The following is a 24,228-nucleotide window of genomic DNA, read 5'->3' as shown; positions in this document are numbered from 1 at the left end:
GGTGGAATCTTCCGTCGAGCACGGGGATCCGAATCGCCTCGCACGACAGCACGCACGAGCCCGGCCGGCGGGTCGCCGCGACGAATCTGGTAGCGCCGCCCGGTCCTTGGTCGATGGCTCCGGCTGCTTTCGTCGGTGGCGCTGGCTACGGTGATTCCCAGGACAGCGGTCAGGGGGATACATGGGTGCGCGCGTGATCGTCACACCGTACGGGCGGTCTGCCCTCGACGCGCTGCGCAGCGTCGTCAGCGAGGCCAAGCGCGACGACCCCATGGGGCCGGTCACCGTTCTGGTGCCCAACAACATCGCCGGAATCGTCGCTCGCCGCTACCTCGCCCACGGCCTCGACGGCCGCCGCAATGGCGTGGCGGGCCTCTACCTCAGTACTCTGCCACGGCTCGCGGAACAGATCGCCAGCCCGGCTCTTCACCCTCGCCGCCCAGCGACCAGCGCGATCACCGCGTCCGCCTGGCGAGCCGCTCTCGACGCCGACCCCGGCTGCTTCGAGAAGGTCAAGGACCACCCCGCAACGGTTCGCGCCCTGGCGAACGCCCACCGGGAACTGCGCGACGTGTCGCCAGAGGCACGGGACCGCGCACGGGCATCGACCACGCTCAGCCCGGACCTGCTCCGACTGCACGAGTCGGTCACCAGCCGGCTGGCCGAGAGCTGGTACGACGCGACCGATCTCCTGCTTGCCGCAGCGGAGCTCGTCGAAAGGGAGCCGGGCCGGCTTCACGAGCAGGGCGAGATCGTCCTCTACATCCCTGAGGCCCTCAGCCAGGCAGAAGCCGCCTTCGCCCGAGCGCTCGGGCACGAACGGCTGACCGTCATTGCTGGGACGACGGGCGTGCAGCGTGCCGACAAGGCGGTGCGGCGCACGCTCACTCGTCTCGGCGCCGAAGCTCCGGACGAGATGACCAAGCCCCCGATCGCAACCCGGGTCCTCCACGCCTCCGACTCGGACGACGAGGTTCGCTGCGTCGTCCGCGAGGTGGTGTCCGCCCTCGCGGACGGCGCCCCCGCCCACCGGGTAGCCGTGCTCTACGGCGCCGCACAGCCCTACGCCCGCCTCCTGCACGAGCACCTCGGCGCCGCAGGCCTGCTCGTCAACGGCCCTGCCACTCGCGCCGTGCACGAGCGTGCCATCGCGCGCGGCTTCCTCGGGATGCTGGAACTGGCGAGCACCGGACTCCCACGCGGTGCGACTTTCACCGCGCTCGCGGAAGCGCCCACCCGTGATCTCGACGGTGGCACCGTCAAGGTCGCCCGGTGGGAGCGCGCGTCGCGGGCCGCCGGGGTCGTCGGCGGGCAGGACTGGCTCCCCAAGCTCGAGCTCTACATCGCCCACGAGCAGGCGGTGATCGACGAGCAGGCCAGCTCGGAGGACCCGTCCCTCTCGCGCACGGAGGCCGCCCAGCGGGAAATCGACTCCGCCCGCGCCCTCGCGGGTTTCGTGACCCGGCTCCAGGCCCGTCTCGACGAGGGTCTGAGCCGCACCTCCTGGCCGGACCTCAGCGCCTGGGCGCTCGGCCTCTTCCACGACCTCTACGGCACGCCGGCCGAGCTGACCAGGCTGCCCCTCGAGGAGCAGTACGCCGCCGCGGTCATCGAGAGAACGGTCCAGGGGCTCGCGGGTCTCGCGGCATTCGAGTCGACCACGAGCCTGAGCCAGCTGGTCGGCGTGCTCGTCCTCGAGCTCGAGTCCGCGCTGCCCCGCGTCGGCCGGTTCGGCGAAGGGGTCTTCGTCGGCCCGATCTCGGCAGCGCTCGGCCTGGACCTCGACGCGGCCTTCGTCGTCGGCCTCGCCGAGGACGGGTTCCCCGGCCGGTTGCACGAGGACGCTTTGCTCAACGAGCGCCTCCGCAGCGCCACGGAGGGCGAGCTCGAGGAGATCCGCGACCGGCTCGACGCCAAGCAGCGCCACCTGCTCGCCGCCTTCTCCAGCGCGCCGCGCGTCACCGCCAGCTTCCCCCGCGGCGACTTGCGCCGGAGCACCGAGCGCCTGCCTAGCTGTACCCGGCCAGGACGTTGGTAGCAGCGTGCCTGCTTGAACGAGCGAGAACCTCCGTGTGGGATGTGGCTTGTCTAAGGCCCACTCTCACCCGGAGGTTCTCGTGTCCCACGGTAGTGCCCGGCTGACCGTTCATGGTCGCCGCCTGATCGTTCAGCGTCATCAAGCCGGCTGGCCTCAAGCCCATATCGCTGCCGCAATGGGCGTGTCGCGCAAGTGCGTGCGGACCTGGATCGACCGGTACGCCGCTGAAGGTGAGGACGGGTTGGTGACGCGGTCCTCGCGCCCCCACACAGTGCCCACCAAGACCAGTGACGACATCGAGAGGAAGGTCCTGGCCGCCCGCACCCAGCACCGGGAGGGGCCCGACGTGCTGGGCCCGAAGGTGGGTGTGCCGGCCCGGACGGTGTCTCGGATCCTGCGCCGCCACCGGGTGCCCTATCTGCGCGAGTGCGATCCGATGACCGGTGAGCTCATCCGGTCCTCGAAACAGGCCGCGGTGCGCTACGAGCGCGAGCGGCCGGGCGAGCTGGTGCACATGGACGTCAAGAAGATCGGCCGCATCCCTGATGGCGGTGGCTGGCGTGCTCTGGGCCGAGGGTCCGGTTCCATCCAACGCGACCGCTCGATGAAGGTCGGGTTCGAGTACGTGCACTCACTAGTCGATGACCACTCCCGGCTGGCTTACAGCGAGGTCTTGCCCGATGAGAAGGGCACGACCTGCGCCGCGTTCCTTCAGCGGGCGATCGCGTACTTCGCGGTTCACGGCATCACGCGGATCGAGCGGCTGATGACCGACAACGCATGGGCCTACCGCTGGTCGCTGCGCGCCGTGTGTGCTGAGCACGGCATCGTCCAGAGGTTCATCAAGCCGCACTGCCCCTGGCAGAACGGCAAGGTCGAGCGCCTCAACCGCACCCTGGCCACCGAGTGGGCCTATCGGCAGGCCTTTACCACCAACGACCAGCGCGCCGCTGCCCTTGCGCCGTGGCTGGAGTACTACAACACTGAACGCCGCCACAGCGCACTCGGAGGCAACCCGCCGATCAGCCGACTGCTACCAACCTGATGGCCGGGTACACCTAGCCGCTTTCTACTGCCCACCCTGCGCGAGATCACCGGCAACCGCGACCTGGCCGCGACGGAGTGGGACCAGGCCTCCGAGCACTCCCGCGACACGACCGACCTGCTCATCAGCAGCGAGTCCTTCGCCGACACCCTGCGCCGCACCGACCGGCCGGCGTCCGAGCAGGAGTGGCGGGTGCGGGCCGCCTGCAGCGGTGTGGACCTCGCCGAGGATGCCGTCGCGGCCGCTCGCGTCCTGATCCAGGCCCGGGAATCGATGGAGTTCACGCGCTTCGACGGCAACCTGGGCAACGTCTCCGGGCTTCCCGACTACGCCGCCGGGAAGCTGGTCGTCTCCCCCACCGCCCTGGAGGCGTTCGCGACGTGTCCGCAGCGCTACTTCGTCGAACGGCTGCTCCGGGTGGAGCCGCTGCAGGACCCCGAGGAGATCATCCAGATCCGGGCAGTGGACATCGGCACGCTGATCCACGAGGCGATGGACGCGCTCATCACGGAAGCCGAGCGTGACGGCACGCTCCCGACGTACGGCGAACCGTGGAGCATCGATCATCACCGGCGGCTGCGCGAGATCGCGCTCGAGAAGGCCGAGGAGTTCACCAGACGAGGCGTCACCGGACACCCGCGGCTGTGGCAGGCCGATCGCGCCCAGATCCTCGTGGACCTCGAGCGCATGCTCGCCGACGACGACGCCTGGCGAGCCGAGCGCCGGGCCGCCGTCCTCGGCAGTGAGCTGATCTTCGGCATGAAGGGCGCGCCCCCAGTCACCGTGCCCATCGACGGAGGCGAGGTCCTGATGCGCGGCAGCGCGGACAAGGTCGACCAGGCCCTCGACGGCACGCTGCTCGTCACCGACATCAAGTCCGGACGAGCCGACAAGTTCAGGCCACTCAAGGACGACCCCGTGGTGGCGGGCACGAAGCTGCAGCTCCCGGTCTACGCCTACGCCGCGCGCAGGGAGTTCCATGGCGACGCCGTGGAGGCGCAGTACTGGTTCGTCCGCCGCGGCGATGCCGGCAGGCGGATCCCTGTCGTGCTCGACGCCGGGCTCGAGCGACAGTACGCCGCGACGTTGTCGACCTTGGTCACTTCGATCGCGCGCGGGATGTTCGTCGGCAAGCCGAGCGAGAAGCCCGGCTACGGGTACGTCGACTGCCCGTACTGCACTCCCGACGGGATCGGCCACGAGGAGGCCCGATTGCGCTACGTCCGCAAGCGAACCGCACCTGTCCTCGAGCCGCTCATCGCGCTCGTCGACCCCGACGCCCTGGCCGGTGATACCGAGTGAACCGGAGCCTCGCCGACGACGCCGCGCGCCGGCGCATCGCTTGCGAAACCAACGAAAACCTCTTCGTGGACGCCGGTGCCGGCTCCGGGAAGACGAGATCCCTGGTGAACCGCGTGCGGACGCTGGCCCTTCGCGACGGCGTCCGGCTGGCGAACATTGCCGCCGTCACCTTCACGGAGAAGGCGGGCGCCGAGCTGCGCGACCGGCTTCGCGGCGAGTTCGAGGCCGTCTGGCGAAACAAGGACACGTCGGAGCCCGAGCGCCGGCGTGCGGCGGAGGCGCTCGAGGACCTGGACTCCGCGGCGATCGGTACCCTCCACTCCTTCGCCCAGCGGATCCTCACGCTGCACCCGATCGAGGCCGGTCTCCCGCCGCTGCTCGAGGTACTCGACGAGGTGGCCTCGTCGGTCGCCTTCGAGGAGCGCTGGTCGGTGCTGCAGCGCGAGCTGCTCGACGACCCCGACATGGCCGATAAGGTGGCCCTCGCGCTGTCCGCCGGCGTCAAGCTCGATCATTTGCGCTCGGTGACGCGGGCTTTCGGCGCCGACTGGGATCTGATCGAGGACCGGGTGCTTCCCGGTGGGCCGCCCGCGCTCCGCCCACCGGACGTCGTACACCTGGCGGAGGAGGCGGCACGGCTCGCCGCGCGGGCGGCTGAGTGTCGAGACGACGACGACAAGTTCCTGCCCAACCTCGCCGAGCTCGGCAAGTGGGGCGAGCGGCTGACGGCTGCCGCAGACGACCGTGAGACCTACGCCGCCCTGCTCGCTGCCAGCACGTTGAAGTTCCTCTATGGGCGTAGGGCCAATTGGCGCGACCTGGACGACGTCAAGACCGCCTGCAGGGGCCTTCAATCGCGCGCCACGCAGGCGGCGGCCGAGTTCACGGAAGCCACGCTGCGCCCGCTCGCATACTGGATCGCCGAGCGCGTCGTACGCGCTGCACGGAAACGCGCGGCCGAGGGACGGCTGGAGTTCCACGACCTGCTCGTCCTGGCACGCGAGCTGCTCCGGGAGAACCGCGACGTTCGCGAGGCGCTCCAGCAGCAGTTCCCGCTGCTGCTGCTCGACGAGTTCCAAGACACCGACCCCATCCAGATCGAGCTGGCCGTGCGGATTGCCGGAGGCCGCGACGCCGACGCGCCGGACTGGCGGGACATCGAGGTCCCGGAGGGGTCGCTGTTCGTGGTCGGTGATCCGAAGCAGTCGATCTACCGCTTCCGGCGCGCGAACATCGCGGTCTATCTCGGTGTGCAGAAGTGGTTCGGCCAGGCCGCGCAGGTCAAGCTCACCACGAACTTCCGGGCGGCAGACCCGATCCTGCGGTGGGTCAACGACGTCTTCGACCACCTGATCGACTACGTCCCCGACGCCCAGCCCCCTTACGAGCCGCTCGACAGTGACGTCTTCGAGACCGGCGATGGGCCCGCGGTCGCTGTACTCGGCGCCGACGCGCACGACTACCAGGCGCAGGGCAACGCCGACCTGCTCCGGACGGAAGAGGCGGCAGACGTCGCTGCCGTCATCCGGAAGGCGCACGCAGAGGGGTGGACCGTCCACGACGCACAGACGAAGGAGTGGCGACCGCTGCGGCTGGGAGACATCGCCATCCTCATCCCGGCACGCACCTCGTTGGACCAGCTCGAGGAGGCGCTCGACGCTGCCGGGATCTCCTATCGCGCCGAGTCCAGCTCGCTCGTCTACCAGGCGTCCGAGGTGCACGACCTGCTGCTCGCCGCGCGCGCCGTCGCCGACCCGGGCGACCAGTTCGCGTGTGTCATGGCGCTCCGATCCGCGTTGTTCGGCTGCGGTGACGACGATCTGTGGACGTGGAAGCACGGCGGCGGCCGGTTCAACATCCTCGCTCCGATCGACGAGGAGCGCCGATCGCACCCGGTCGGGCAGGCGATCGAGTATCTGCGGCGCCTGTTCTACCGCTCCCGGTGGATGACGCCGAGCGAGGTCCTCGGCGCCCTGATCGCCGAGCGACGCATGTTCGAGGTGGCGGTCGACGGCCCGCGCGTTCGTGACCAGTGGCGCCGGCTGCGGTTCGTGGCCGACCAGGCGCGCGCCTGGTCCGAGGTCGAGCACGGCGGCTTGCGCTCGTACCTGGTCTGGGCCGCGAAGCAGGGCGAGGAGTCCTCGCGAGTCGCGGAGGCGATCCTCCCCGAGACCGACGTGGACGCCGTACGCATCATGACCATCCACGGCGCCAAGGGTCTGGAGTTCCCCATGGTCGTGCTGTCGGGCATGACGTCACAGCCGCGCAATCCCAACGGCGTGCAGCTGCTGTGGAAGCCGGATGGGTACGCCGTCAAGCTGACCAAGACGGTGCAGACCAACGACTTCAAGGACGTGCAGCCGCTCGACGAGCAGATGGACGCGTACGAGCGCCGCCGGCTGTTGTACGTCGCCGCCACGCGTGCCCGGGACCACCTCGTGGTGTCGCTGCACCGCGGGCAGACCAAGGGCGACGCGACAACCAACGCCGGGCTGATCGCCGAGGCCGGAGGAGCCTCGGCTGCAGGCGCGGTCAGGCTCGACGACCTGGCAGAAGCACCCTCCGAGGCCACCGGAGCGCCGACAGGCGCCACCGCACCGACAGCCCCTCCTCCGGACTTCGAGACCTGGCTCGCGCGCCTCCAATCGGTGCGAGACACCACACGCCTTGCGCCTTCTCGAAGTGCCTCGGGCCTCGAGGGGACGGACCCCGAGGTAGTGCTCGACGAGAACCAGGTCGTCATCGCCGGCGAGCACAAGGGCGCACGCGACGTGGAGCTGCCACCGTGGAGGAAGGGCCGCTACGGCGACGCCATCGGCCGTGCCGTTCACGGCGTACTGCAGATCGTCGACCTCGCGACGGGCGAGGGACTCGACGATGCGGTGGCGTCGCAGTGCCTTGCGGAAGGTGTCGTCGACCACGCCGACAGCGTCCGAGCGCTGGTCCAGTCGGCGCTCGATTCCGACGTCGTACGACGTGCCGCTGCGCGCCCGCACTGGCGCGAGTCGTACGTCGGCATGGTGGACGACGACGGAATCGTGCTCGAGGGCTTCATCGACCTGATCTACCGGGAGGATGACGGCACGCTGGTCGTCGTGGACTACAAGACCGACCGCATTCCGCTTGCTGCCATACCTGCGAGACAGGCCTACTACGCACCTCAGCTGCGTGCCTATCACGAAGCACTGGAAGTCGGCGCACACGTTGCGAGCGAGGGAAGGCTGCTCTTTCTGAACGCACAGGACGCAGGCTCGTGAGGTCGCTGGGCCGCTTCTCCCGTCACTGAAAGTGCGCTCCGCGTGCCGGTGCAGGTAGTGCCGGCGCAGGTATAGGAGCCACCAAGGGCTCGCCCAGTCAGCTTGTGTTCCGGAGAGCGCCGTCCGAAGAAAGGCTTCAGGCCCGGGATCCGAAGATCCCGGACCTGATATCAGTAGCGGGGACAGGATTTGAACCTGCGACCTCTGGGTTATGAGCCCAGCGAGCTACCGAGCTGCTCCACCCCGCGCTGCTCTGAATATGTTACGCCAGTCGCCCCATCCGTGCAACCGAGGGTGTGCGACGTCACCTTGTGGCCGGGGACGAGGCCCGCGGCGTACGGCGTCTCGACGTCGCCTCCGCTGGCGCTCCGGCTCGCTCGACGACCGTGGAAGGGGCGCGCACACCCTGGGGCTCGACGCCGTCTGCGGCTAGTTGCCGCCGGAGGTCGGGGCGGCGGACTGGCCGGCCTGCTCCTCCTTGACCGCGGCGTCCAGCGCCTTGCCCGCGTCGATGATCTGCTGCTGAGCGGCACCCATCGCGGCATAGTCGCCGTTCTTCGCCGCGTTCTCGTAGGCGGTGATGGCCGCCTGCAGCTGGGAGTTCGCGTCGGCGATCTTCTGCTGCGCCGACGACTGTCCGGTCGAACCGGAGCCGTTGCTCGACCCGCCGTTGGATCCGCCGGTCGAGCCTTCCGTCGTTCCGCCGGTCGCCGCCTCCTGGTTGGCGGTGTTCTGCGCATTGTCGCCCGCCCCGGCGCCGAAGAGCTTGTCGAGGCCCTCCTTGATCGTCGGTGCCCACGCGAGCTTGCCGCCGTACTGCAGCAGCACGAACTGCAGCGTCGGGTACGACGACCGCACGTACACCGGCTCCACGTACAGCAGCCCGCCGGCGATGGGGACGGTCAGCAGGTTGCCGAACTCGACCGCGTCCGGATTGCCGCCCTGGCGCAGCAGGTTGAGCTTGGTCTTGATCTCCTCGTCGTTGGTGAACTGGTTCTGCACCTGCTTGGGTCCGAACGTGTTCTCCGACGGCGGCATCGTCAGCACGGTGATCTTGCCGTAGTTCTCGGGGTCGCTCTCCGCCGACATGTAGGCCGTGATGTTGTCCTTGTTCTGCGCGGTCAGCGGCGACGTGATCTTGAACGTCGAGTCCGGCTCGCCGGGCAGCTGGGAGCGTACGTAGTACGCCGGCTGGTCACCGGCTCCCCCGGTCGGATCGGCCGCTACCTTCCAGAAGCTGTCCTCACTGTAGAACTTGCTGGTGTCGGTCACGTGATACTGCGTGAGCAGCTGTCGCTGGAGCTTGAACATGTCCTCGGGGTACCGGAAGTGCGACTGCAGCTCCTTGGAGATGTCCGCCTTGGGCTTGATCAGGCCCGGGTAGGCCTTCTCCCAGGTCTTCAGCACGGGGTCCTTCTTGTCCCACTCGTACAGCGTCACCGTGCCGTCGTACGCGTCGACCGTCGCCTTCACGGAGTTCCGCACGTAGTTGACCTGCTCGTCCGGGAGCGCCGCGGTGCCGGTGCCGGTCTGCGCGTCGGCCGTGGTGTCGCGCAGGCTCGTCTGCGCGGCGTACGGGTAACCGTCGCTGGTCGTGTAGCCGTCGACGATCCACACGATCCGGCCGTCGACGACCGCGGGATAGGGGTCGCCGTCGGCGGTGATGAACGGCGCCACCGACTCGACGCGCTCCCGCGGGGTGCGGTTGTAGATCACCTTCGAGCTGTCGCCGATGCTGCTGTTGAGGATGAAGTTGCCCTCGGCGTAGTTGATCGCGAACACGGCCTTGCGGAAGAAGCTGTTGACGGGGACGCCGCCCTTGCCGTCGTACGTCGTCTTCTTCTCACCCTTGTTCTGGCCGTCGTCGCTCTCGGGCCGGTCGTACTCGCGGTCCTTGCCGTCGGCGCTGCCGACGATGGAGTACTCGTCGTTGAGCTCGCCGTAGTAGATCCGCGGCTGCTTGACGGGGATCAGGCCGCCGTCGAAGCCGGAGTTCACGAACTTCGGCATGCCCTTGTCGTCGACCTCGTTGGCCGGCGCCGCGATGAACCCGTAGCCGTGGGTGTAGTACGTGTGCAGGTTGATCCAGTTCTGCTGGGCCTCGCTGAACTTCGACGGGTCGAGCTCGCGGACCGCGACGACGTACTCCTCGCTCTTGCCTTCGACCGTGTACCGGTCGATGTCGAGCTTGCTGGCGAAAGAGTACACCCGCACGACCTGCTCGTTCTGCTGCACGACCTCGCTGATCACGTTCGGGTCCAGCAGCCGCAGGTGCGGGATGGTGCCGGCGTCCGAGCGGATCTCCGACGGCTCGGCGGTCGACTTGGCCGGATAGGACTGGTAGTCGACGTTGTTCAGGCCGTACGCCGCCAGCGTCGCGTCCATCGCCCGCTCGATGTACGGCGCCTCCTTCACGTTGGCGTTCGGCAGGACGACGAACCGGTTGTAGATCGCCGGGTAGGCCATGCCGATGGCGAGGGAGGCCACCACCATCAGCGCGAGCGCCATGGCGGGCACGGCGAAGTTCTTCATCAGGATCGTCGCGAAGAACGCGAGCGCGCAGATGATCGCGACCACGGCCAGGATCGACTTCGCCGGCAGCATCGCGTTCACGTCGGCCGCCGCCGCGCCGTAGAAGTTCTTGCCGCGCGTGGAGAACATCAGGTCATACCGGTCGAGCCAGTAGCCCAGCGCCTTGAGCAGCACGAACACGCCGAGCAGCACGGCCAGGTGCGCCAGCGCGCCGGTCGCGAACCGCTCCCCCGGCGTGTTGAGCCGGATGCCGCCGTACAGGTAGTGGATGCCCGCGGCGACCAGCAGACCGAGCGCGACGACCACCATCAGGAAGCTCAGGGCGAACCGCCAGAACGGCAGCTCGAAGGTGTAGAAGGAGACGTCCAGCCCGAACTGCGGATCGGTCCGCCCGAACGGCGTCGCGTTGGACCACAGCAGGTACGAGCGCCACTGCGACTGCGCGGCGTACCCGCCGATCAGGAACGCCGCCAGCGACAGCCCGATCAGCGCGAGACGGCCGCGCGGCTCGATGGCCCGGCGGTACTGCTCGAGGTTCTGCTGCTCCGCGGTGAGCGGCCGGAACGCCGGGCGCAACCGGTAGGCGAGATAGGCGTTCAGGCCGATCACGACCGCAGCGAGGACGCCGAAGACCAGGAACAGCACCGCGCGGGTGCGCCAGGTCGTCCAGAAGACCGACGTGTAGCCCGTCTCCTGGAACCACCAGTACCGCACCAGCAGCTTGGCCACCAGGCTGCCGAGGATCGCGAGCACCGCGATCACGGCCGCGATGGTGAGCAGCACTCGCGCCCGCTTGCTCAGTCCCCAGGTCCCCGGGGCCGGCGGTCGAACTGCCACCCTTGCACGCTCCTATTTTCGTCGGCGGCCGGCATGACCGGCCGCGCACTGCTTCCCCAACGCCCGGTGCCCGCGTGTGGTTCCTGTCATGAGCAGCCTATGAGGCCTCCGCACCTCCGGCCACCTGGCCGCCGGCGCCGCTCGTCACGAGCACGTCGCGATCTTCTTCCCGGCGCGGAAGCCCGCGATCGCGTCGATCGCGTCCTGCAGTTTCTCGACCTTGGCGAGCACCGGGGCGCCCGCGGGCGGGTCCGTCATGGCCTCGGCGCAGTTCTCGGCGGGGGTGAGGAACAGCTTCGCGCCCACCTCGGTCGCCTTCATCAGCTTGAAGCGGATGCCGCCGATCGGACCCACCTTGCCGCCGGAGTCGATGGTGCCCGTCCCGGCGATGAACTCCCCGCCCACGATCGGGCTGGGGCCGACGAGGTCGATGATGCCGAGGGTGAGCATCAGCCCCGCCGACGGACCGCCGATGTCGTTCTGGGAGAAGCTCACGCTGAACCCGCCGTAGCCGCGCACGTTGACGGTCATCCCCATGACGGACCCCGAGCGTCCCTTCGGGGGCGGCTGCGTGGTGAGCTGCGTGCTCACCGGCTGCCCGTCGTGCAGGTAGTCCACCGTGATCGTGGTGCCGGGCGCGATCTCGGCCATCACCGCGGCCAGCTCGTCGGTGGTCGCCACCGCCGTGCCGTCCACCTTCTCCAGGGCGTCCCCCGCCGCGATCTGGGCGTCCTTCGGCGGCTGGACGACGATGATCTTCTTCGGGTAGCCGAGATAGTTCATCGCCGCCTGGATCGCCGAGCTCTCGCTCTGCACGTAGTCGGCCCGGTTCGCCTGGTCGATCTGGTCGCGCGACTTCGTCGGCGGGTACACGACCTCGCGCGGCACGATCGCGGTGTCGCTGGAGAACCAGCCGGTGATCGCCTGGATGATCGTGATGTCGTCGACCACGCCCACCGTGGTCAGGTTCAGGTGGCCATCGGTCTGGTTGGGGGTCTTGCCGTCGACGACGATGACCGGTTTGCCCTCGTAGGAACCGAGCGTGTTGACCGTGGGACCGGGGACCCACGCGACGTACGGCACCCGGATCAGCGCCAGCAGCCACACCAGGATCGCCAGCACGACCGTCCCGCTGAGCAAGGTCTGCGCCCGACGAGTCATTGCCCTAGCCTAGGCGAGCGAGCGGCCGCACCCATCGCCGCCCGCCGCACCCCCAGCGAGGGAACAACCCTCGGGCGGCAGAACGTTGTCGTACAGAGCGCCCATCATTGGAGGCAGCATGACCAAGCCACCTTTCGGCTTCAACGGCCCTGGTCCGGACGACGACGATTCCTCCGACGACCAGTCGCCTTCTCAGCAGAACCCGTTCGGTTTCGGCTTCCCCGGGATGCCGGGTCTGCCCGGCGGCCAGCTGCCCGCCGACATGAGCGCGCTGATGCCGATGATCCAGCAGATCCAGCAGATGCTCGCCGGGCAGGGCCAGAGCTCGGGACCGGTGAACTGGGACCTCGCCAAGCAGACCGCGATCCAGGCCGCCCGCGCGGGCGAGAAGCGCACCGCGACCACCCGCGACCAGGCGCTGCAGGCCATCCCCATCGGTGACCTGTGGCTGGAGGACTCGACCACCTTCCCCAGCGGCATCAAGCGGGTCGAGGTCTGGAGCCGCACCGAGTGGATCTCGCAGACCCTCGACGTGTGGGCGAAGCTGTGCGACCCGGTGGCCGCGAAGATGGTCAGCGCGATGACGTCCCTGATGCCCGAGGGCGGCCTCGCGCAGATTCCTGGGATGCCCGCCATCCCGGGCTTCGAGAAGGTGCTCGCCGGGATGGGCGGCATGATGTTCGGCGGTCAGGTCGGCCACGCCCTGGCGCAGCTGTCGACCGAGGTGCTCACCTCGACCGACATCGGGCTGCCGCTGGGCCCCGACGGCACCGCGGTCCTCGTCGGGCAGAACGTCGACGCGCTCATCGACTCGCTCGGCATGATCCCCGACGAGGTCCGGCTGTATCTCGGCATGCGGGAGGCCGCCTACCACCGGCTGTTCAGCCACGTGCCATGGCTGCGCAAGAAGCTGCTGAGCACCATCGAGGCGTACGCCTCCGGCATCAGCATCGACAAGAACGCGATCGAGCAGTCGCTGTCCGAGGTCTCGCCGGAGGATCTGCAGACCAACCCGCAGAAGATCCAGGAGATCATGTCCAGCGGGGTGTTCGAGCCGCAGGAGACCGAGGCGCAGAAGCAGCAGCTGGCGGCCCTCGAGACGCTGCTGGCCCTCATCGAGGGCTGGGTCGACCGGGTCGTCACCCACGCCGCGAACGACCGGCTGCCGGTCGCCGGCGCGCTCAGCGAGATGATGCGCCGTCGGCGCGCCACCGGCGGTCCCGCGGAGCAGACCTTCGCCACGCTGGTGGGTCTGGAGCTGCGCCCCCGCCGCCTGCGCGACGCGGCCGCCATGTGGGAGCGCATCGAGGCGGCGGAGGGCATCGCCGGCCGCGACAAGCTGTGGGAGCACCCGGACCTGCTGCCCACCTCCGAGGACTTCGGGACGCCGGCGGTCGAGCCCGGGGAGCACGCCGGCGGCGAGCCCACCCTCACGGACGCCGACTTCGAGGCGCTGCTGTCGTGGGACGGCGGGGCAGCCCGGGGCGGCGACGCCGCGGAACCGCAGCCGCCGACCGGCGAGGATCCGGAGGCCGACGGTCCCGGGGACGACGAGCCCGGGCCGCGGGGTACCGGCTCCTAGGCCTTCCCGAGGATCCGGTTCATCTTCGTCCCGCACACGGGGCAGGTGCCCTTCGCCATCCGGCGACCGCTGTCGCTGGTGTGCACCTCGCCTTCGAAGTCGCGCTTCTCCTTGCACTTCACGCAGTATCCGTTGTACGTCTCAGCCATCCGTGCTCCTTCGGTCGGCGGCCGCGTACCGCGGCCGGTTAGCCCGAAAGATACCCATCGCGGGTCCCTCGACGCATGAGATTCGTGCTGGATTCCGGCGTACTGCCGCAGTCCCCCGGCTGTGGACAAGCCTGTGCACAGCCTGCGGACAACCCGCCGCCGCCCTGGGGACATCGCTGTGGACGGCTGTGCACAGCCCCCGAGGACGGCCCGGACGCATGCTCTGACCTGGCGCGATCCCGAATCCCGTAGAAGTACGGGGGTGTGGATACCGGCCGGTAGCCTCGATCGCCGCGGGTGTGCACAACGCGCCCTGTCGCCGGCACGGGCTAGCCTTCCCCCGTGGCAGATACCAGGTTCGGCACCGAGCGACGCGTCGTGGACGGGCAGCAGGTCGAGATCCGGCGCAGCACGCGCCGCAGGCGCAGCGTGCAGGCGTATCGCGACGGCGAGCAGATCGTCGTCCTGATGCCGGCCGCGCTGGCGGCCCCCGAGCGCGAGGAATGGACCCGCCGGATGGTGGGGCGGGTGCTCTCCCAGGAGCACCGGCGGCGGGCCGCCGCGCCGCGGAGCGACGCGGCCCTGGAGGAGCGCGCCAGAGCGCTGTCCGCGGCGCATCTGGGCAACCGCGCGCGGCCGACCAGCATCCGGTGGGTGACCAACCAGAACTCGCGATGGGGCTCGTGCACGCCGTCCACCGGCGCCATCCGGCTCTCGCACCGCCTGCAGGAGATGCCGTCCTGGGTCATCGACTACGTGATCGTGCACGAGCTGGCCCACCTGCTGGTCCCCGGCCACGGCCCGGACTTCACCGAGCTGTGCGCGCGGTACCCGCTGACCACCAAGGCGGAGGGCTTCCTCGAGGGGGTGGCGCACGCGGCCCGGCTGCCTGTGGACAGCTGACTCGTCGACGGTGCGAAGCGTGCCAGGCTGCCACGACGACCGGCGAGAGAGGCAGGCATGACCGAGCAGCAGCACCCGCGCGCCGTGGCCGGGCCCGACGACGCACTCCCCGCCGTCCCCTGGCTGCCTTCCGTGCTGCGGCGGGCGTGGCGCGCCCCCGGCGTCCTGCAGATCGGTGTCGAGGACCGGCGGGCGGTCGTCCTGCGCAACGTCACCGCCGCGGCGGCCACGTTCATCGGACGGCTGGACGGCAGCCGCGCCGTCGACGACGTGATCGACGAGGGGCCGCTCGCCCCCGACGAGGCGGTCCGGCTGCTGACGGCGCTCGACGCGCACGGCGTGCTGGTCGACCTCGCGGACGAGCACGCCGCGGGCAACGGACGCGCCCGGCACCCGGCGCTCGCCGGCGCCTTGTCGCCGGAGATCCACGGGCGCGCGCTGGGTCGGCTGTCCGTGAGCCCGAGCGCCGTTCTCGAGCAGCGCGCCCGCGCGCACATCGTGATCGTCGGGGGCAATCGGCTGGCGACCGCGATCGCCGCCGTCCTCGCCGGAAGCGGCATCGGCCGCCTCGGGCTGGTGCACGCGGGCGCGGTCACGCCGACGGACCTCGTGCCCGGCGGCCCCGCCGCCGACGACGTGGGGCGTCCTCGGCAGGACGCGCTGCGCCGGTCGATCACTCGCGCGTACCCGAGGGTGACCGTCGGCCCGGTCGGCGCCAGCGACTGCCCCGACCTCGTCGTGCTCGCCGAGGCGGTCGACCCGTGCGGCGACCGCGCCCGCATGCTGATGCGCTCGGGCACCCGGTTCCTCAACGCGGTCATCCGCGAGCGCCGGGGCATCGTCGGGCCGTTCGTCGTGCCCGGCGAGTCGAGCTGCCTGGAATGCCAGGACGCCGTGCGCCGCGACCTCGACCCGCACTGGAGCCCGCTGGCGTCGCAGCTGCGGGCCTATCCCCCGACGCCGGCGGACGGCGGCGAGCTGTGCCTGGTGATGCTGTGCGCGTCGCTCGCCGTGACCCAGGTGCTCCAGTGGCTCGACTCCGAGCGGCTGCCCGAGACCCTCAACGCCACGCTGGAGATCGCGCTTCCCGAGCTCGTCGTCGAGCGGCGCTATTGGCCTCGGCACACCGAATGCCCGTGCCGGATCCCTTGATCTCGTGGACAATGGCATGGTGTCCGACCTGCCTGAGCGCTCCGCGCGCCGTACCGCCAAGCTCGCGTCGCTGCCGCTCAGTGCCGCGGGGCGTGCGGCGTCCGGTGTCGGCCGCCGGCTGAGCGGGCAGAGCGCCCAGGAGGTCTCCGAGAGCAACCGCGAGCGCGCGGCGGCGCAGCTGTTCGAGGTGCTCGGCACCCTCAAGGGCGGGGCGATGAAGCTCGGCCAGGCGCTGTCGGTGTTCGAGGCCGCGCTGCCCGACGACATCGCGGCGCCCTACCGCGATGCCCTGGTCAAGCTGCAGGAGGAGGCGCCGCCGATGCCCGGCGCCACCGTGCGCCGCGTCCTCGACGAGCAGCTCGGCACCCGCTGGCGTGAGCGGTTCCAGCGCTTCGACGAGCAGCCGACCGCGGCGGCCAGCATCGGGCAGGTGCACCGCGGGACCTGGCACGACGGCCGCGAGGTGGCGGTCAAGATCCAGTACCCCGGCGCGGGGCCGGCGCTGATGGCCGACCTCAACCAGCTGTCGAGGTTCGCCCGCCTGTACGGGATGGTCACGCCCGGCCTGGACATCAAGCCGCTGATCTCGGAGATCCGCGAGCGGGTCATCGACGAGCTCGACTACCGGCTCGAGGCCGATGCCCAGCGCGCGTTCGCGACCGCGTTCGCCGGCGACCCCGACTTCGCGGTGCCCGCCGTGGTGGCCAGCGCTCCGAAGGTGGTCATCAGCGAGTGGCTGGACGGCACGCCGCTGCGGCGCATCATCAGCTCGGGAAGCACCGCCGAGCGCGATCGGGCGGGCGAGCTTCTCGCGACGCTCACCTTCGCCGGACCGGCCCGCGCCGGCTACCTGCACGCCGACCCGCACCCGGGCAACTACCGGCTGCTGGACGACGGCCGGCTCGGCGTGCTCGACTTCGGCGCGGTGAAGTCGCTGCCCGACGGCCTGCCGGAGTTCATCGGCTACTGCATCCGCCTGGTGATCGAGAGGCGGGCGGACGAGGCGCTCGTCGCGCTGCGCGAGAACGGGTTCATCCAGCCGCAGATCAGCGTCGACGCGCGCGAGATCGTGGACTATCTGGGTCCGATCCTCGAGCCACTCACCGCCCCGCGGTTCCGCTTCACGCGCGACTGGCTGAAGGCGGAGGCGGCGCGGCTGACCAACCCGCGCGGTCCCGCGATGCGCTTCGGCCGCCAGCTCAACCTGCCGCCGGAGTATCTGATGATCCACCGGGTGTTCCTCGGCTCGGTCGGCGTCCTCGCCCAGCTCGGCGCCGAGGCCGACTACGGGCGCATCGTCCGCGAGTGGCTTCCCGGCTTCGCCCCGCCGTCATGACGGCGAGGCGGACCCCGTCGCCGGGGCCCGCCTCGTGGTGCGTGTCAGTACAGCAGTGACTGCGCGTGAATCGCCCGTGCAGTGGCGATCTCGGCTCGTCGACGGTTCCGACGGAGGGCCTTGATACGCCGGGTGGTACGGCGTCGTCCGGCGTCCTCGCGGAGCTCCTCGACGAGATAACGCGCACCCTGCTCATGCAGTGGGTACATGTCGTGTCTCCAGGTCGTCTTCGGTGGCCCGGCCGCGGTGCGGCCGAGGCGGGAGGGGCGTCGCGCGCCCCTAGGCGGCGACGTTCTTGCGGGGGCGGCCCCGGCCGCGCTTGCGGGCGATCACCGAGCCGTGCTCGAAGATCTGCCCACCCCACACGCCCCACGGCTCGCGCCGCTCGAGGGCGCCGACCAGGCATTCGCTCAGCACCGGGCACTGCTCGCACAGCGCCTTGGCGGCCTCGAGCTTCGCGGGGCTCTCGGCGAACCACAGGTCGCCGTCGCCCTGCCGGCAGGGCAGGTCGTCGCGCACGCCGAAGTCGGGGGCGAACAGGTCGGTGAAGGGTGGGTGGGCGGCCTCGGGGCGAGTCAGCGTTGCGGTCATGTCGTGTCTACCTTGCTCGGAGTGGTCTTCTTGAGATGGGCCGGGCCAAACGAAAAAGCCGCGAATCCCGGTCTGGGATTCGCGGCTGCCGCTGAGGCTGGTTCGGTTATGCCGAACCAGGGTGCGGAGAAGGCTTACCCAGAGTGCTGCGCTTGGTCTGCGGCGCGGTGCCGCCGGCGGCGAACCCACCGGTGGTGCCGACAGAGCCGACGGCCGGGAGCGCAGGCACGGCAACGCGGTCGCGGAAGGCGACGACGGTGGCGTTCAGGTCGTTGTTCACAGCTGCGCTCCTTTCGTTCCGGGTTGATCGATGACGCATCCGAGGCTAATGTCGCGGCCCGCGGCTTGGCAACCTATTTATTCGCGACGTCAGGAATCGCTCGTGGCGCCCGCTCCGATGACCTCCAGGACGTCCGATCCGTAGCGTCCGAGCTTGGTCTCGCCGACGCCCTTGACCGCGAGCAGCCCCATGAGGCTGGACGGCGCTCGCGTGGCGATCGCGGCGAGCGTCTCGTCGTCGAAGACCACGTACGGCGGCAGCTGGTTCTCGCGCGCGACGCCCAGTCGCCAGCTGCGCAGCCGATCGAAGAGGTCCTTGCCCGAGCGGCGGCACGTGTCGCAGGTGCCGGCCGCGGCGTCGCCGGGTGCCAGCGGCTGCCCGCAGCCGGCGCAGCGGCTCACCTTCGCGCGGCGCCGGACCGACGGCGCGGACGTGCCGCCCTGACCGCCGCCGAACACGTCGAGGAACCGGCTCTGCTTGCGGGAGCCACGGCCCCCGGGCGAGCGGGACAGCGCGAAGCTCAGCTGCAGGTGCTCGCGGGCCCGGGTGATCCCGACGTACAGCAGCCGCCGCTCCTCCTCGATCTGCTCGTCGGTGCGGGCGCGGCTGATCGGCACCATGCCGTCGTGCAGGCCGACCAGCATGACGGCGTCCCACTCCAGGCCCTTGGCGGCGTGCAGCGAGGCGATCGTGACGCCCTGGATCGTCGGCGCGTGCGCGGCCGCCGCCCGCTGGTCGAGCTCGGCGACGAACGACTCCATCGTCGTGGCGGGATCGGCGGCACGCATCTCCTCGGCCAGACCGACCAGCGCGTTGATGGATTCCCAGCGCTCGCGGGCGGCACCCTGCCCGACGCTGCCCTCCGGGTCCCAGCCGCTGGAGACCAACACCCGGGTCACCTGCTCGTCCAGCGGCAGCTCCGATCCGGCCGCGCTGCGTACCGAGGCTCGCAGGAAGACGATCGCCTCGCGGATCTCCTCGCGCTCGAAGAACTTCTCCGCGCCGCGTACGACATACGGCACCCCGAGGTCGGCCAGTGCCGACTCGTACACCTCGGACTGGGCATTGATCCGGAACAGTACGGCGATCTCCGCCGGCGCCGTCCCGCCGTCGATGAGCTCCTTGCAGCGCGCGGCGATCGCGGCCGCCTCGGACGGCTCGTCGTCGAAGGTGCGAAACAGCGGCTCCGGACCGGCCGGTCGCTGTCCCACCAGCCGCAGCCGGGCCTTCGACAGCTTGCCGGTGCTGCCGGAGATGACCTTGTTGGCGAGCGCGACCACCTGCGGCGTCGAGCGGTAGTCGCGCTCGAGCTGGACGACGGTGGCCTGGCGGAACCGCTCCCCGAAGTCCAGGAGGTAGTCCGGGCGCGCACCGGTGAAGGTGTAGATCGTCTGGCTGGCGTCCCCGACCACGCACAGGTCGTCGCGCTCGCCCAGCCACGCGTCGAGCAGCCGCTGCTGCAGCGGGTTGACGTCCTGGTACTCGTCGACGACGAACCCGCGGTATTGCGAGCGCACCTCGCGCGCCACCTCGGGCACCGACTCGAGCATGTACGCCATCGACATCAGGATGTCCTCGAAGTCGATCACCTCGGCGTTCTTCTTGATCGCCTCGTAGCGGGCCAGCACCTTCGCGACCTGCTCCGCCGGAAGCGGCGTCTCGCGCGACGCCGCGCGCACCGCCTCCGGGTAGGCGTCCGGACCGATCAGGCAGGAGCGCGCCCACTCGACCTCGGACGCCAGGTCGCGCACCGTCTCGGTGGTGGTCGAGATGCGCTCCCGCGCCGCGGCCTGGCCGACCATGCGGAACTTCGACGGCGCCAGCTCGGGCAGCCGGCCACCGAAATGACGCGGCCAGAAGTAGGACATCTGGCGCAGCGCCGCGGCGTGGAAGGTGCGCGCCTGCACGCCCTGGACGCCGAGGGAGCGCAGCCGGCTGCGCATCTCGCCGGCCGCCCGCGCGGTGAACGTGACCGCGAGCAGCTGCTGCGGGGCGAACTCGCCGGTGGCCACCAGATAGGCGATTCGGTGGGTGATCGTGCGGGTCTTGCCGGTGCCGGCGCCGGCCAGGATGCACAGCGGCCCGCGCGGGGCCAGCACCGCCTCGGTCTGCTCCGGATCCAGGCCGCTGACGATGCGGCGGACGTCGGGGGGCAGGTCGGGGCGATCAGTCACCCGACCAGTGTCCCAAAGGTCACCGACACGTGCCGTCGGGCGGGGCTATCGTGAACGCCATGCCAACGGAGTCCTTCACGATGTACACCACGACCTGGTGCCCGTTCTGCCGGCGCCTGACGTCGGACCTGGCCGCGGCCGGCATCGACTACACCAATGTCGACGTCGACGACGACCGCGAGGCCGGCGAGCTCGTGAAGTCGCTCAACGGCGGCAACCGCGTGGTGCCCACGCTCGTGTTCGCCGACGGGTCGTCGATGACCAACCCGTCGATCGACGAGGTGCTCGAGAGGCTCGCCGGCTAGCTAGCCGATCTCGCCGTCCGCCCACGCCTTGATGATGTGGTGCGCGATGGAGATGGCGCCCGGCATGCTGCGCGCGCCCGGCGTCTCGGCCCCCGGCTCGCCCCAGCCGTACAGCTCGCGCACCTCCTGGCGGGTGAACCAGTGCGCCTCGGCGATCTCCCCGTCGAGCGGCCGCAGCTCCTGCGAGCCTTCGACCTGCGCGACGAACCCGAGCATGATGGACGCCGGGAACGGCCACGGCTGGCTGCCGAGGTACTCCACGCCCGAGACCTGCAGCCCGACCTCCTCGTAGACCTCCCGGGCGACGGCGGCCTCGAGCGGCTCGCCGGGCTCGACGAACCCGGCCAGCACCGAGAACCGGCCCTCCGGCCACATGGCCTGCCGCCCGAGCACGCAGCGGTCGTCGCCGTCGTGCACCAGCATGATCACAGCGGGATCGGTGCGCGGGAAGTGCTGCGAGCCGTCGGCCGGGCAGACCGTCGTCCACCCGCCGTCCCGCGGCGTGGTCTGCTCCCCGCAGATCGGGCAGCGCTGGTGCCGGGCGTGCCACTGGGCGAGCGCGACAGCCTCCACCAGGAGCCCGCGGTCACCGATCGGCAGGTCCGCGCCGATGGTGCGCAGGTCCAGCCACTGGTCCGCCTTGAGGTCGCGCCGGCCGCGCACGGCGAACCGCGGGACGTCGTCGAGCAGCCCGAGGTACATGCGCTCGGCGCCGGCGGGCACCGCGGCAGCCGCGCGCCACGCCAGCCGCGGCTGCGGCCCGCTCTCGTCGATCGGCGCCTCGAACCGGTCGGTGATGACGATCGCCTGGCCGCGCTCGAACGCCTCCTCCAGCCAGGTGCCGTCCTTGCGGTGCTCGGCGTCGCGGTCGTGGGTGAACTCCCCGAACAGGGGTGCTACGCGTGCCATTCCAGCTCCTCCCGGCGCTACTGCGCCCGTTCGACGGGTCCGAGAGTGCTCAGCTCGGAAGCGATGCGTTCGGCGTCGCCGACGACGACGATCCGGCCGGCGGCCGGGGTGATCAGCCGTGCCGCGAGGTCGCGTACCGCGTCGGCGGTGACCTGCGAGACGGCCTTGAGGTTCTTCGTCAGCCAGTCGAGCCCGAACCCGGCGACCTCGAGGGTCGCCGCGGTGCTCGCGAGACCGGCCTGGGAGGACAGCGAGATCAACGACGAGCCGACCAGGAACTGCCGCGCATCGGCGAGCTCGACGTCCGACACCCGGGTGCTGGCCAGCCGGCCGAGCTCATAGCGGATCTCGTTGACGGCGGCGGCGGTCACCTCGGTGGACACGTCGGCGCTGACCGTGAGCAGCGACGCCTCGCGCCCGAGGTCGATGCCGGAGCGCGGGGTGTAGGTGTAGCCCTTGTCCTCGCGCAGGTTGCGCACGAGCCGGGAGGAGAAGTAGCCGCCGAACAGCATGCTGGCCACCTGCTGCACCGGGTACCCGGGATCGCCGCGGCCGACCGCCGGCATCGCGAACCGGATCGCCGACTGCACCGAGCCGGGGCGGTCGACGACGGTGATCGCCGGGGAGTCGTCGAACCGCACCGCGGGGACCCGCGGCGCCGCGGGCGTCCCCTGCCAGGGGGACAGCGCGGCCTCGGCCGCGTCGAGGGCCTTGCCGGGCTGCAGGTCGCCGACGAGGACCAGCACGGCACCGTCGGGCAGCACCCGCGCACGGTGCAGCGCACGTACCTGCGCCGGTGTCACCGACTCGATCTGCTCGGGGGTGGGCAGCACGTGCGCGTAGGGATGGTCTCCGTACAGCTTGGCCGCGATCGCCCGCGCCGCCGCGGTGCCGGCGCTCGACGCGGCGATCACCAGATGCTCGGCGACCCGGCCGCGCTCGTCCTCGACGTCGCGCTTGGGGTAGCCGGCGCTGGTGAGCACCTCGTTCAGCAGCGCGAGGTAGTCGCGAAGGTGCGTCGAGAGGGTGCTGCCGCCGACCAGCAGCTTGTCGCGGTCGGCGCCCACGTTCAACTGGCCGCCGAGCAGCCCGATCGCCTGCTCCAGGGCGATCCCGTCGTGCTGCGCCGTGCCCTTGAGCATCGTCTCGCTCAGCAGGGTGGTGCGCGCGAGGGACTGCGCACCGGTCATCGGCGCCGGGATCCGCAGCCGCACCTCGACCATCGGCACGGACGGCCGGCGGATCGCGATGACCGTCAGCCCGTTGGCGAGCGTCCGCCGGTGGCTGCGCGGGGTCGCGGCGGTGCGCGCCGGCGCGAGGTCGGGGATGGTCGAGGCGGCGGCCGTCATGAGGTCTCCTTCGCGCGGGCCGTGGCGGGGTTCAGCGCGACGACCGCGCGGGACTGCGGTGTCAGCCGCGCCGCGGCCGCGCGGACGTCGTCCGCCGTGACCGCCAGCAGCATGCCCGGCAGGTCGTTGACGAGCTCGGCCTTGCCGTAGAGCAGCTCTAGAGTGCCCATGCGCAGCGCCCGCTCGGTGGTCGAGTCGTACTCGCGCAGCAGCTGCGCCACCATGCGGGTGGTGACCCGCCGCAGCTCGTCGTCGGTCGGCCCGGCGGCGGCGAGGTCGCCGAGGATCTCGTCCACCGCGTCGATCGCGGCAGCGCGCTGGTCGTCGGACGAGTGGTGCATCTGCACGGTCAGCGTGCTCGCCCCGCGCTGGTCGAAGGGGTCACCGAAGGTGCCGCAGTAGGCGTAGGCGCTCATCGCGAGCCCGCGGAGGACGAGCTGCTGGTGCAGCCGCGACGCGTCGCCGTCGTAGAGGACGTCGGCCAGGACCACCGAGCCGAGGTACTCGCGCAGCGACCGCACCGGGTCGGGGGTCTGCCAGCCGAGCGCGGTGGCCGGCATCGGCGCGTGCGCGTCGGCCACCTCTCCGTGGGCCGGCTCGGTGCGCAGCGGCTCGGAGAAGTCCGGCCGCGCAGGGACGGCGCGGGCCGGGACGGCGCCGAAGTGCCGGCGGACGAGCTTGCGCGCCTCATCCAGGTCGAAGTCGCCGGCCAAGGTCAGCACCGCGTTGCCCGGTGCGTAGTACCGGTCGAAGAACTCCCGCGCGTCGGCGACCGCCGAGGTCTCGAGGTCGACGAAGTCGCCGTATCCGTTGTGCGTGTTGGCGAACGTCTCGAACAGCACCGGGGGCAGCGCCAGCCACGGGAACCCGCCGTAGGGGCGGTTGAGCACGTTGACCCGGATCTCCTCCTTCACCACGTCGATCTGGTTGCGCATCGTCGCCTCGGTCAGCGACGGTGCACGCATCCGGTCGGCCTCGAGGAACAGCGCACGCCCCAGCGCGTGCGGCGGGACCACCTCGTGGTACTCGGTGTAGTCGGGGTGCGTCGAGCCGTTGAACGTGCCACCGACCCCCTGCACGAGCCGGGCGTGCTCGTGGGTCGCGACGTTCTCCGAGCCCTCGAACATCAGGTGCTCGAAGAGGTGCGCGAAGCCGGTCCGCCCCTCGGGCTCCGATCGCATGCCGACGTCGTAGTGCACGCTGATGCCGACCGCCGCGGTGCCGGGAGCGGGTGACAGCACGACGCGCAGTCCGTTGCGCAGCCGCATGCGGTGGACCGGATAGCTGGGGGATCTCACCTGTGTGACCCTACCGGCGACGCTCGTC

The 24,228-nt window shown here is 70.7% G+C and carries 18 protein-coding genes and 1 tRNA gene; 9 read left to right on the top strand and 10 right to left on the bottom strand.

Annotated features, from left to right (window positions below; translation table 11 throughout):
- Nucleotides 1-193: 193 nt before the first annotated feature.
- From F8A92_RS09870 to F8A92_RS09855, 4 genes are all read left to right on the top strand, one after another.
- Complete coding sequence (locus tag F8A92_RS09870) at nucleotides 194-2,038, top strand: PD-(D/E)XK nuclease family protein (RefSeq protein ID WP_153504990.1); 1,845 nt, start codon at nucleotides 194-196, stop codon at nucleotides 2,036-2,038.
- A gap of 79 nt (nucleotides 2,039-2,117) precedes the next feature.
- Entirely contained in the window at nucleotides 2,118-3,083 is a 966-nt protein-coding gene (locus tag F8A92_RS09865; protein ID WP_153504989.1) for an IS481 family transposase, read from the top strand.
- Between the two features lie 192 nt (nucleotides 3,084-3,275).
- A complete protein-coding gene (locus tag F8A92_RS09860; protein WP_153504988.1) occupies nucleotides 3,276-4,385 on the top strand; it encodes a PD-(D/E)XK nuclease family protein in 1,110 nt (369 codons plus the stop codon).
- The gene (locus F8A92_RS09855) at nucleotides 4,382-7,642 is read left to right on the top strand and encodes a UvrD-helicase domain-containing protein (protein WP_153504987.1); all 3,261 of its coding nucleotides are present in this window, start codon (nucleotides 4,382-4,384) and stop codon (nucleotides 7,640-7,642) included. The genes F8A92_RS09860 and F8A92_RS09855 overlap by 4 nt, the downstream gene beginning before the upstream one ends.
- 174 nt (nucleotides 7,643-7,816) lie before the next feature.
- Here the strand turns inward: F8A92_RS09855 and F8A92_RS09850 are convergent.
- From F8A92_RS09850 to F8A92_RS09840, 3 genes are all read right to left on the bottom strand, one after another.
- Nucleotides 7,817-7,890 (bottom strand) — tRNA-Met (locus F8A92_RS09850).
- Between the two features lie 181 nt (nucleotides 7,891-8,071).
- Nucleotides 8,072-11,011 carry a UPF0182 family membrane protein gene (locus F8A92_RS09845; protein ID WP_153504986.1) on the bottom strand — a complete coding sequence of 980 codons (2,940 nt, stop codon included), beginning with the start codon at nucleotides 11,009-11,011 and terminating at the stop codon, nucleotides 8,072-8,074.
- A 144-nt stretch (nucleotides 11,012-11,155) separates the two neighbouring features.
- A complete protein-coding gene (locus tag F8A92_RS09840) occupies nucleotides 11,156-12,172 on the bottom strand; it encodes a YlbL family protein (protein ID WP_153504985.1) in 1,017 nt (338 codons plus the stop codon).
- Between the two features lie 118 nt (nucleotides 12,173-12,290).
- Here F8A92_RS09840 and F8A92_RS09835 point away from each other — a divergent pair, with 118 nt between their 5' ends.
- Complete coding sequence (locus F8A92_RS09835) at nucleotides 12,291-13,754, top strand: zinc-dependent metalloprotease (protein ID WP_153504984.1); 1,464 nt, start codon at nucleotides 12,291-12,293, stop codon at nucleotides 13,752-13,754.
- Here F8A92_RS09835 and F8A92_RS18590 read toward each other — a convergent pair.
- On the bottom strand, nucleotides 13,751-13,903 hold the full coding sequence (locus tag F8A92_RS18590) for a DUF5679 domain-containing protein (RefSeq protein ID WP_194291435.1): 153 nt from the start codon (nucleotides 13,901-13,903) through the stop codon (nucleotides 13,751-13,753). The genes F8A92_RS09835 and F8A92_RS18590 overlap by 4 nt on opposite strands.
- 342 nt (nucleotides 13,904-14,245) lie before the next feature.
- Between F8A92_RS18590 and F8A92_RS09830 the strand changes: the two genes are divergently transcribed.
- From F8A92_RS09830 to F8A92_RS09820, 3 genes are read left to right on the top strand one after another with little or no spacing between them, the layout of a single operon-like run.
- Entirely contained in the window at nucleotides 14,246-14,806 is a 561-nt protein-coding gene (locus tag F8A92_RS09830) for a M48 metallopeptidase family protein (RefSeq protein ID WP_228389339.1), read from the top strand.
- Nucleotides 14,807-14,863: 57 nt separating this feature from the next.
- Complete coding sequence (locus tag F8A92_RS09825) at nucleotides 14,864-15,958, top strand: ThiF family adenylyltransferase (protein WP_153504983.1); 1,095 nt, start codon at nucleotides 14,864-14,866, stop codon at nucleotides 15,956-15,958.
- A gap of 19 nt (nucleotides 15,959-15,977) precedes the next feature.
- Nucleotides 15,978-17,294, top strand: coding sequence for an ABC1 kinase family protein (locus tag F8A92_RS09820; protein ID WP_194291434.1), 1,317 nt, complete (start codon nucleotides 15,978-15,980; stop codon nucleotides 17,292-17,294).
- Nucleotides 17,295-17,573: 279 nt separating this feature from the next.
- Here F8A92_RS09820 and F8A92_RS09815 read toward each other — a convergent pair whose 3' ends face one another.
- The 3 genes from F8A92_RS09815 to F8A92_RS09805 form a co-directional block, all read right to left on the bottom strand.
- A complete protein-coding gene (locus F8A92_RS09815; protein ID WP_153504982.1) occupies nucleotides 17,574-17,885 on the bottom strand; it encodes a WhiB family transcriptional regulator in 312 nt (103 codons plus the stop codon).
- A gap of 106 nt (nucleotides 17,886-17,991) precedes the next feature.
- On the bottom strand, nucleotides 17,992-18,165 hold the full coding sequence (locus tag F8A92_RS09810; protein ID WP_153504981.1) for a hypothetical protein: 174 nt from the start codon (nucleotides 18,163-18,165) through the stop codon (nucleotides 17,992-17,994).
- An 89-nt stretch (nucleotides 18,166-18,254) separates the two neighbouring features.
- On the bottom strand, nucleotides 18,255-20,339 hold the full coding sequence (locus tag F8A92_RS09805) for an ATP-dependent DNA helicase UvrD2 (protein ID WP_228389338.1): 2,085 nt from the start codon (nucleotides 20,337-20,339) through the stop codon (nucleotides 18,255-18,257).
- 59 nt (nucleotides 20,340-20,398) lie between these two features.
- Here F8A92_RS09805 and F8A92_RS09800 point away from each other — a divergent pair, with 59 nt between their 5' ends.
- Entirely contained in the window at nucleotides 20,399-20,644 is a 246-nt protein-coding gene (locus F8A92_RS09800) for a mycoredoxin (RefSeq protein WP_153504980.1), read from the top strand.
- Here the strand turns inward: F8A92_RS09800 and nudC are convergent, their stop codons facing one another.
- From nudC to F8A92_RS09785, 3 genes are read right to left on the bottom strand one after another with little or no spacing between them, the layout of a single operon-like run.
- Nucleotides 20,645-21,553: an NAD(+) diphosphatase gene (nudC, locus tag F8A92_RS09795; protein ID WP_153504979.1), complete on the bottom strand. Its 909-nt coding sequence runs from the start codon at nucleotides 21,551-21,553 to the stop codon at nucleotides 20,645-20,647.
- A gap of 17 nt (nucleotides 21,554-21,570) precedes the next feature.
- Complete coding sequence (locus tag F8A92_RS09790; RefSeq protein ID WP_153504978.1) at nucleotides 21,571-22,902, bottom strand: M16 family metallopeptidase; 1,332 nt, start codon at nucleotides 22,900-22,902, stop codon at nucleotides 21,571-21,573.
- Nucleotides 22,899-24,200 carry a M16 family metallopeptidase gene (locus F8A92_RS09785; protein ID WP_228389337.1) on the bottom strand — a complete coding sequence of 434 codons (1,302 nt, stop codon included), beginning with the start codon at nucleotides 24,198-24,200 and terminating at the stop codon, nucleotides 22,899-22,901. The genes F8A92_RS09790 and F8A92_RS09785 overlap by 4 nt, the downstream gene beginning before the upstream one ends.
- Nucleotides 24,201-24,228 lie beyond the last annotated feature (28 nt).

The sequence above is a fragment of the Cumulibacter manganitolerans genome (assembly GCF_009602465.1).
GTDB classification, from domain to species: domain Bacteria; phylum Actinomycetota; class Actinomycetes; order Mycobacteriales; family Antricoccaceae; genus Cumulibacter; species Cumulibacter manganitolerans.
The sequence above is the reverse complement of the archived record's forward strand: the minus strand, read 5'-3'. Positions and strand labels throughout refer to the sequence as shown.

Bases quoted from the DNA above. Each gene is read 5' to 3' on its own strand.
- F8A92_RS09825 (WP_153504983.1), top strand. From the start codon at position 14,864: ATGACCGAGCAGCAGCACCCGCGCGCCGTGGCCGGGCCCGACGACGCA.
- F8A92_RS09790 (WP_153504978.1), bottom strand. From the start codon at position 22,902: ATGACGGCCGCCGCCTCGACCATCCCCGACCTCGCGCCGGCGCGCACC.
- nudC (WP_153504979.1), bottom strand. From the start codon at position 21,553: ATGGCACGCGTAGCACCCCTGTTCGGGGAGTTCACCCACGACCGCGAC.
- F8A92_RS09800 (WP_153504980.1), top strand. From the start codon at position 20,399: ATGCCAACGGAGTCCTTCACGATGTACACCACGACCTGGTGCCCGTTC.
- F8A92_RS09835 (WP_153504984.1), top strand. From the start codon at position 12,291: ATGACCAAGCCACCTTTCGGCTTCAACGGCCCTGGTCCGGACGACGAC.
- F8A92_RS09815 (WP_153504982.1), bottom strand. From the start codon at position 17,885: ATGACCGCAACGCTGACTCGCCCCGAGGCCGCCCACCCACCCTTCACC.
- F8A92_RS18590 (WP_194291435.1), bottom strand. From the start codon at position 13,903: ATGGCTGAGACGTACAACGGATACTGCGTGAAGTGCAAGGAGAAGCGC.
- F8A92_RS09840 (WP_153504985.1), bottom strand. From the start codon at position 12,172: ATGACTCGTCGGGCGCAGACCTTGCTCAGCGGGACGGTCGTGCTGGCG.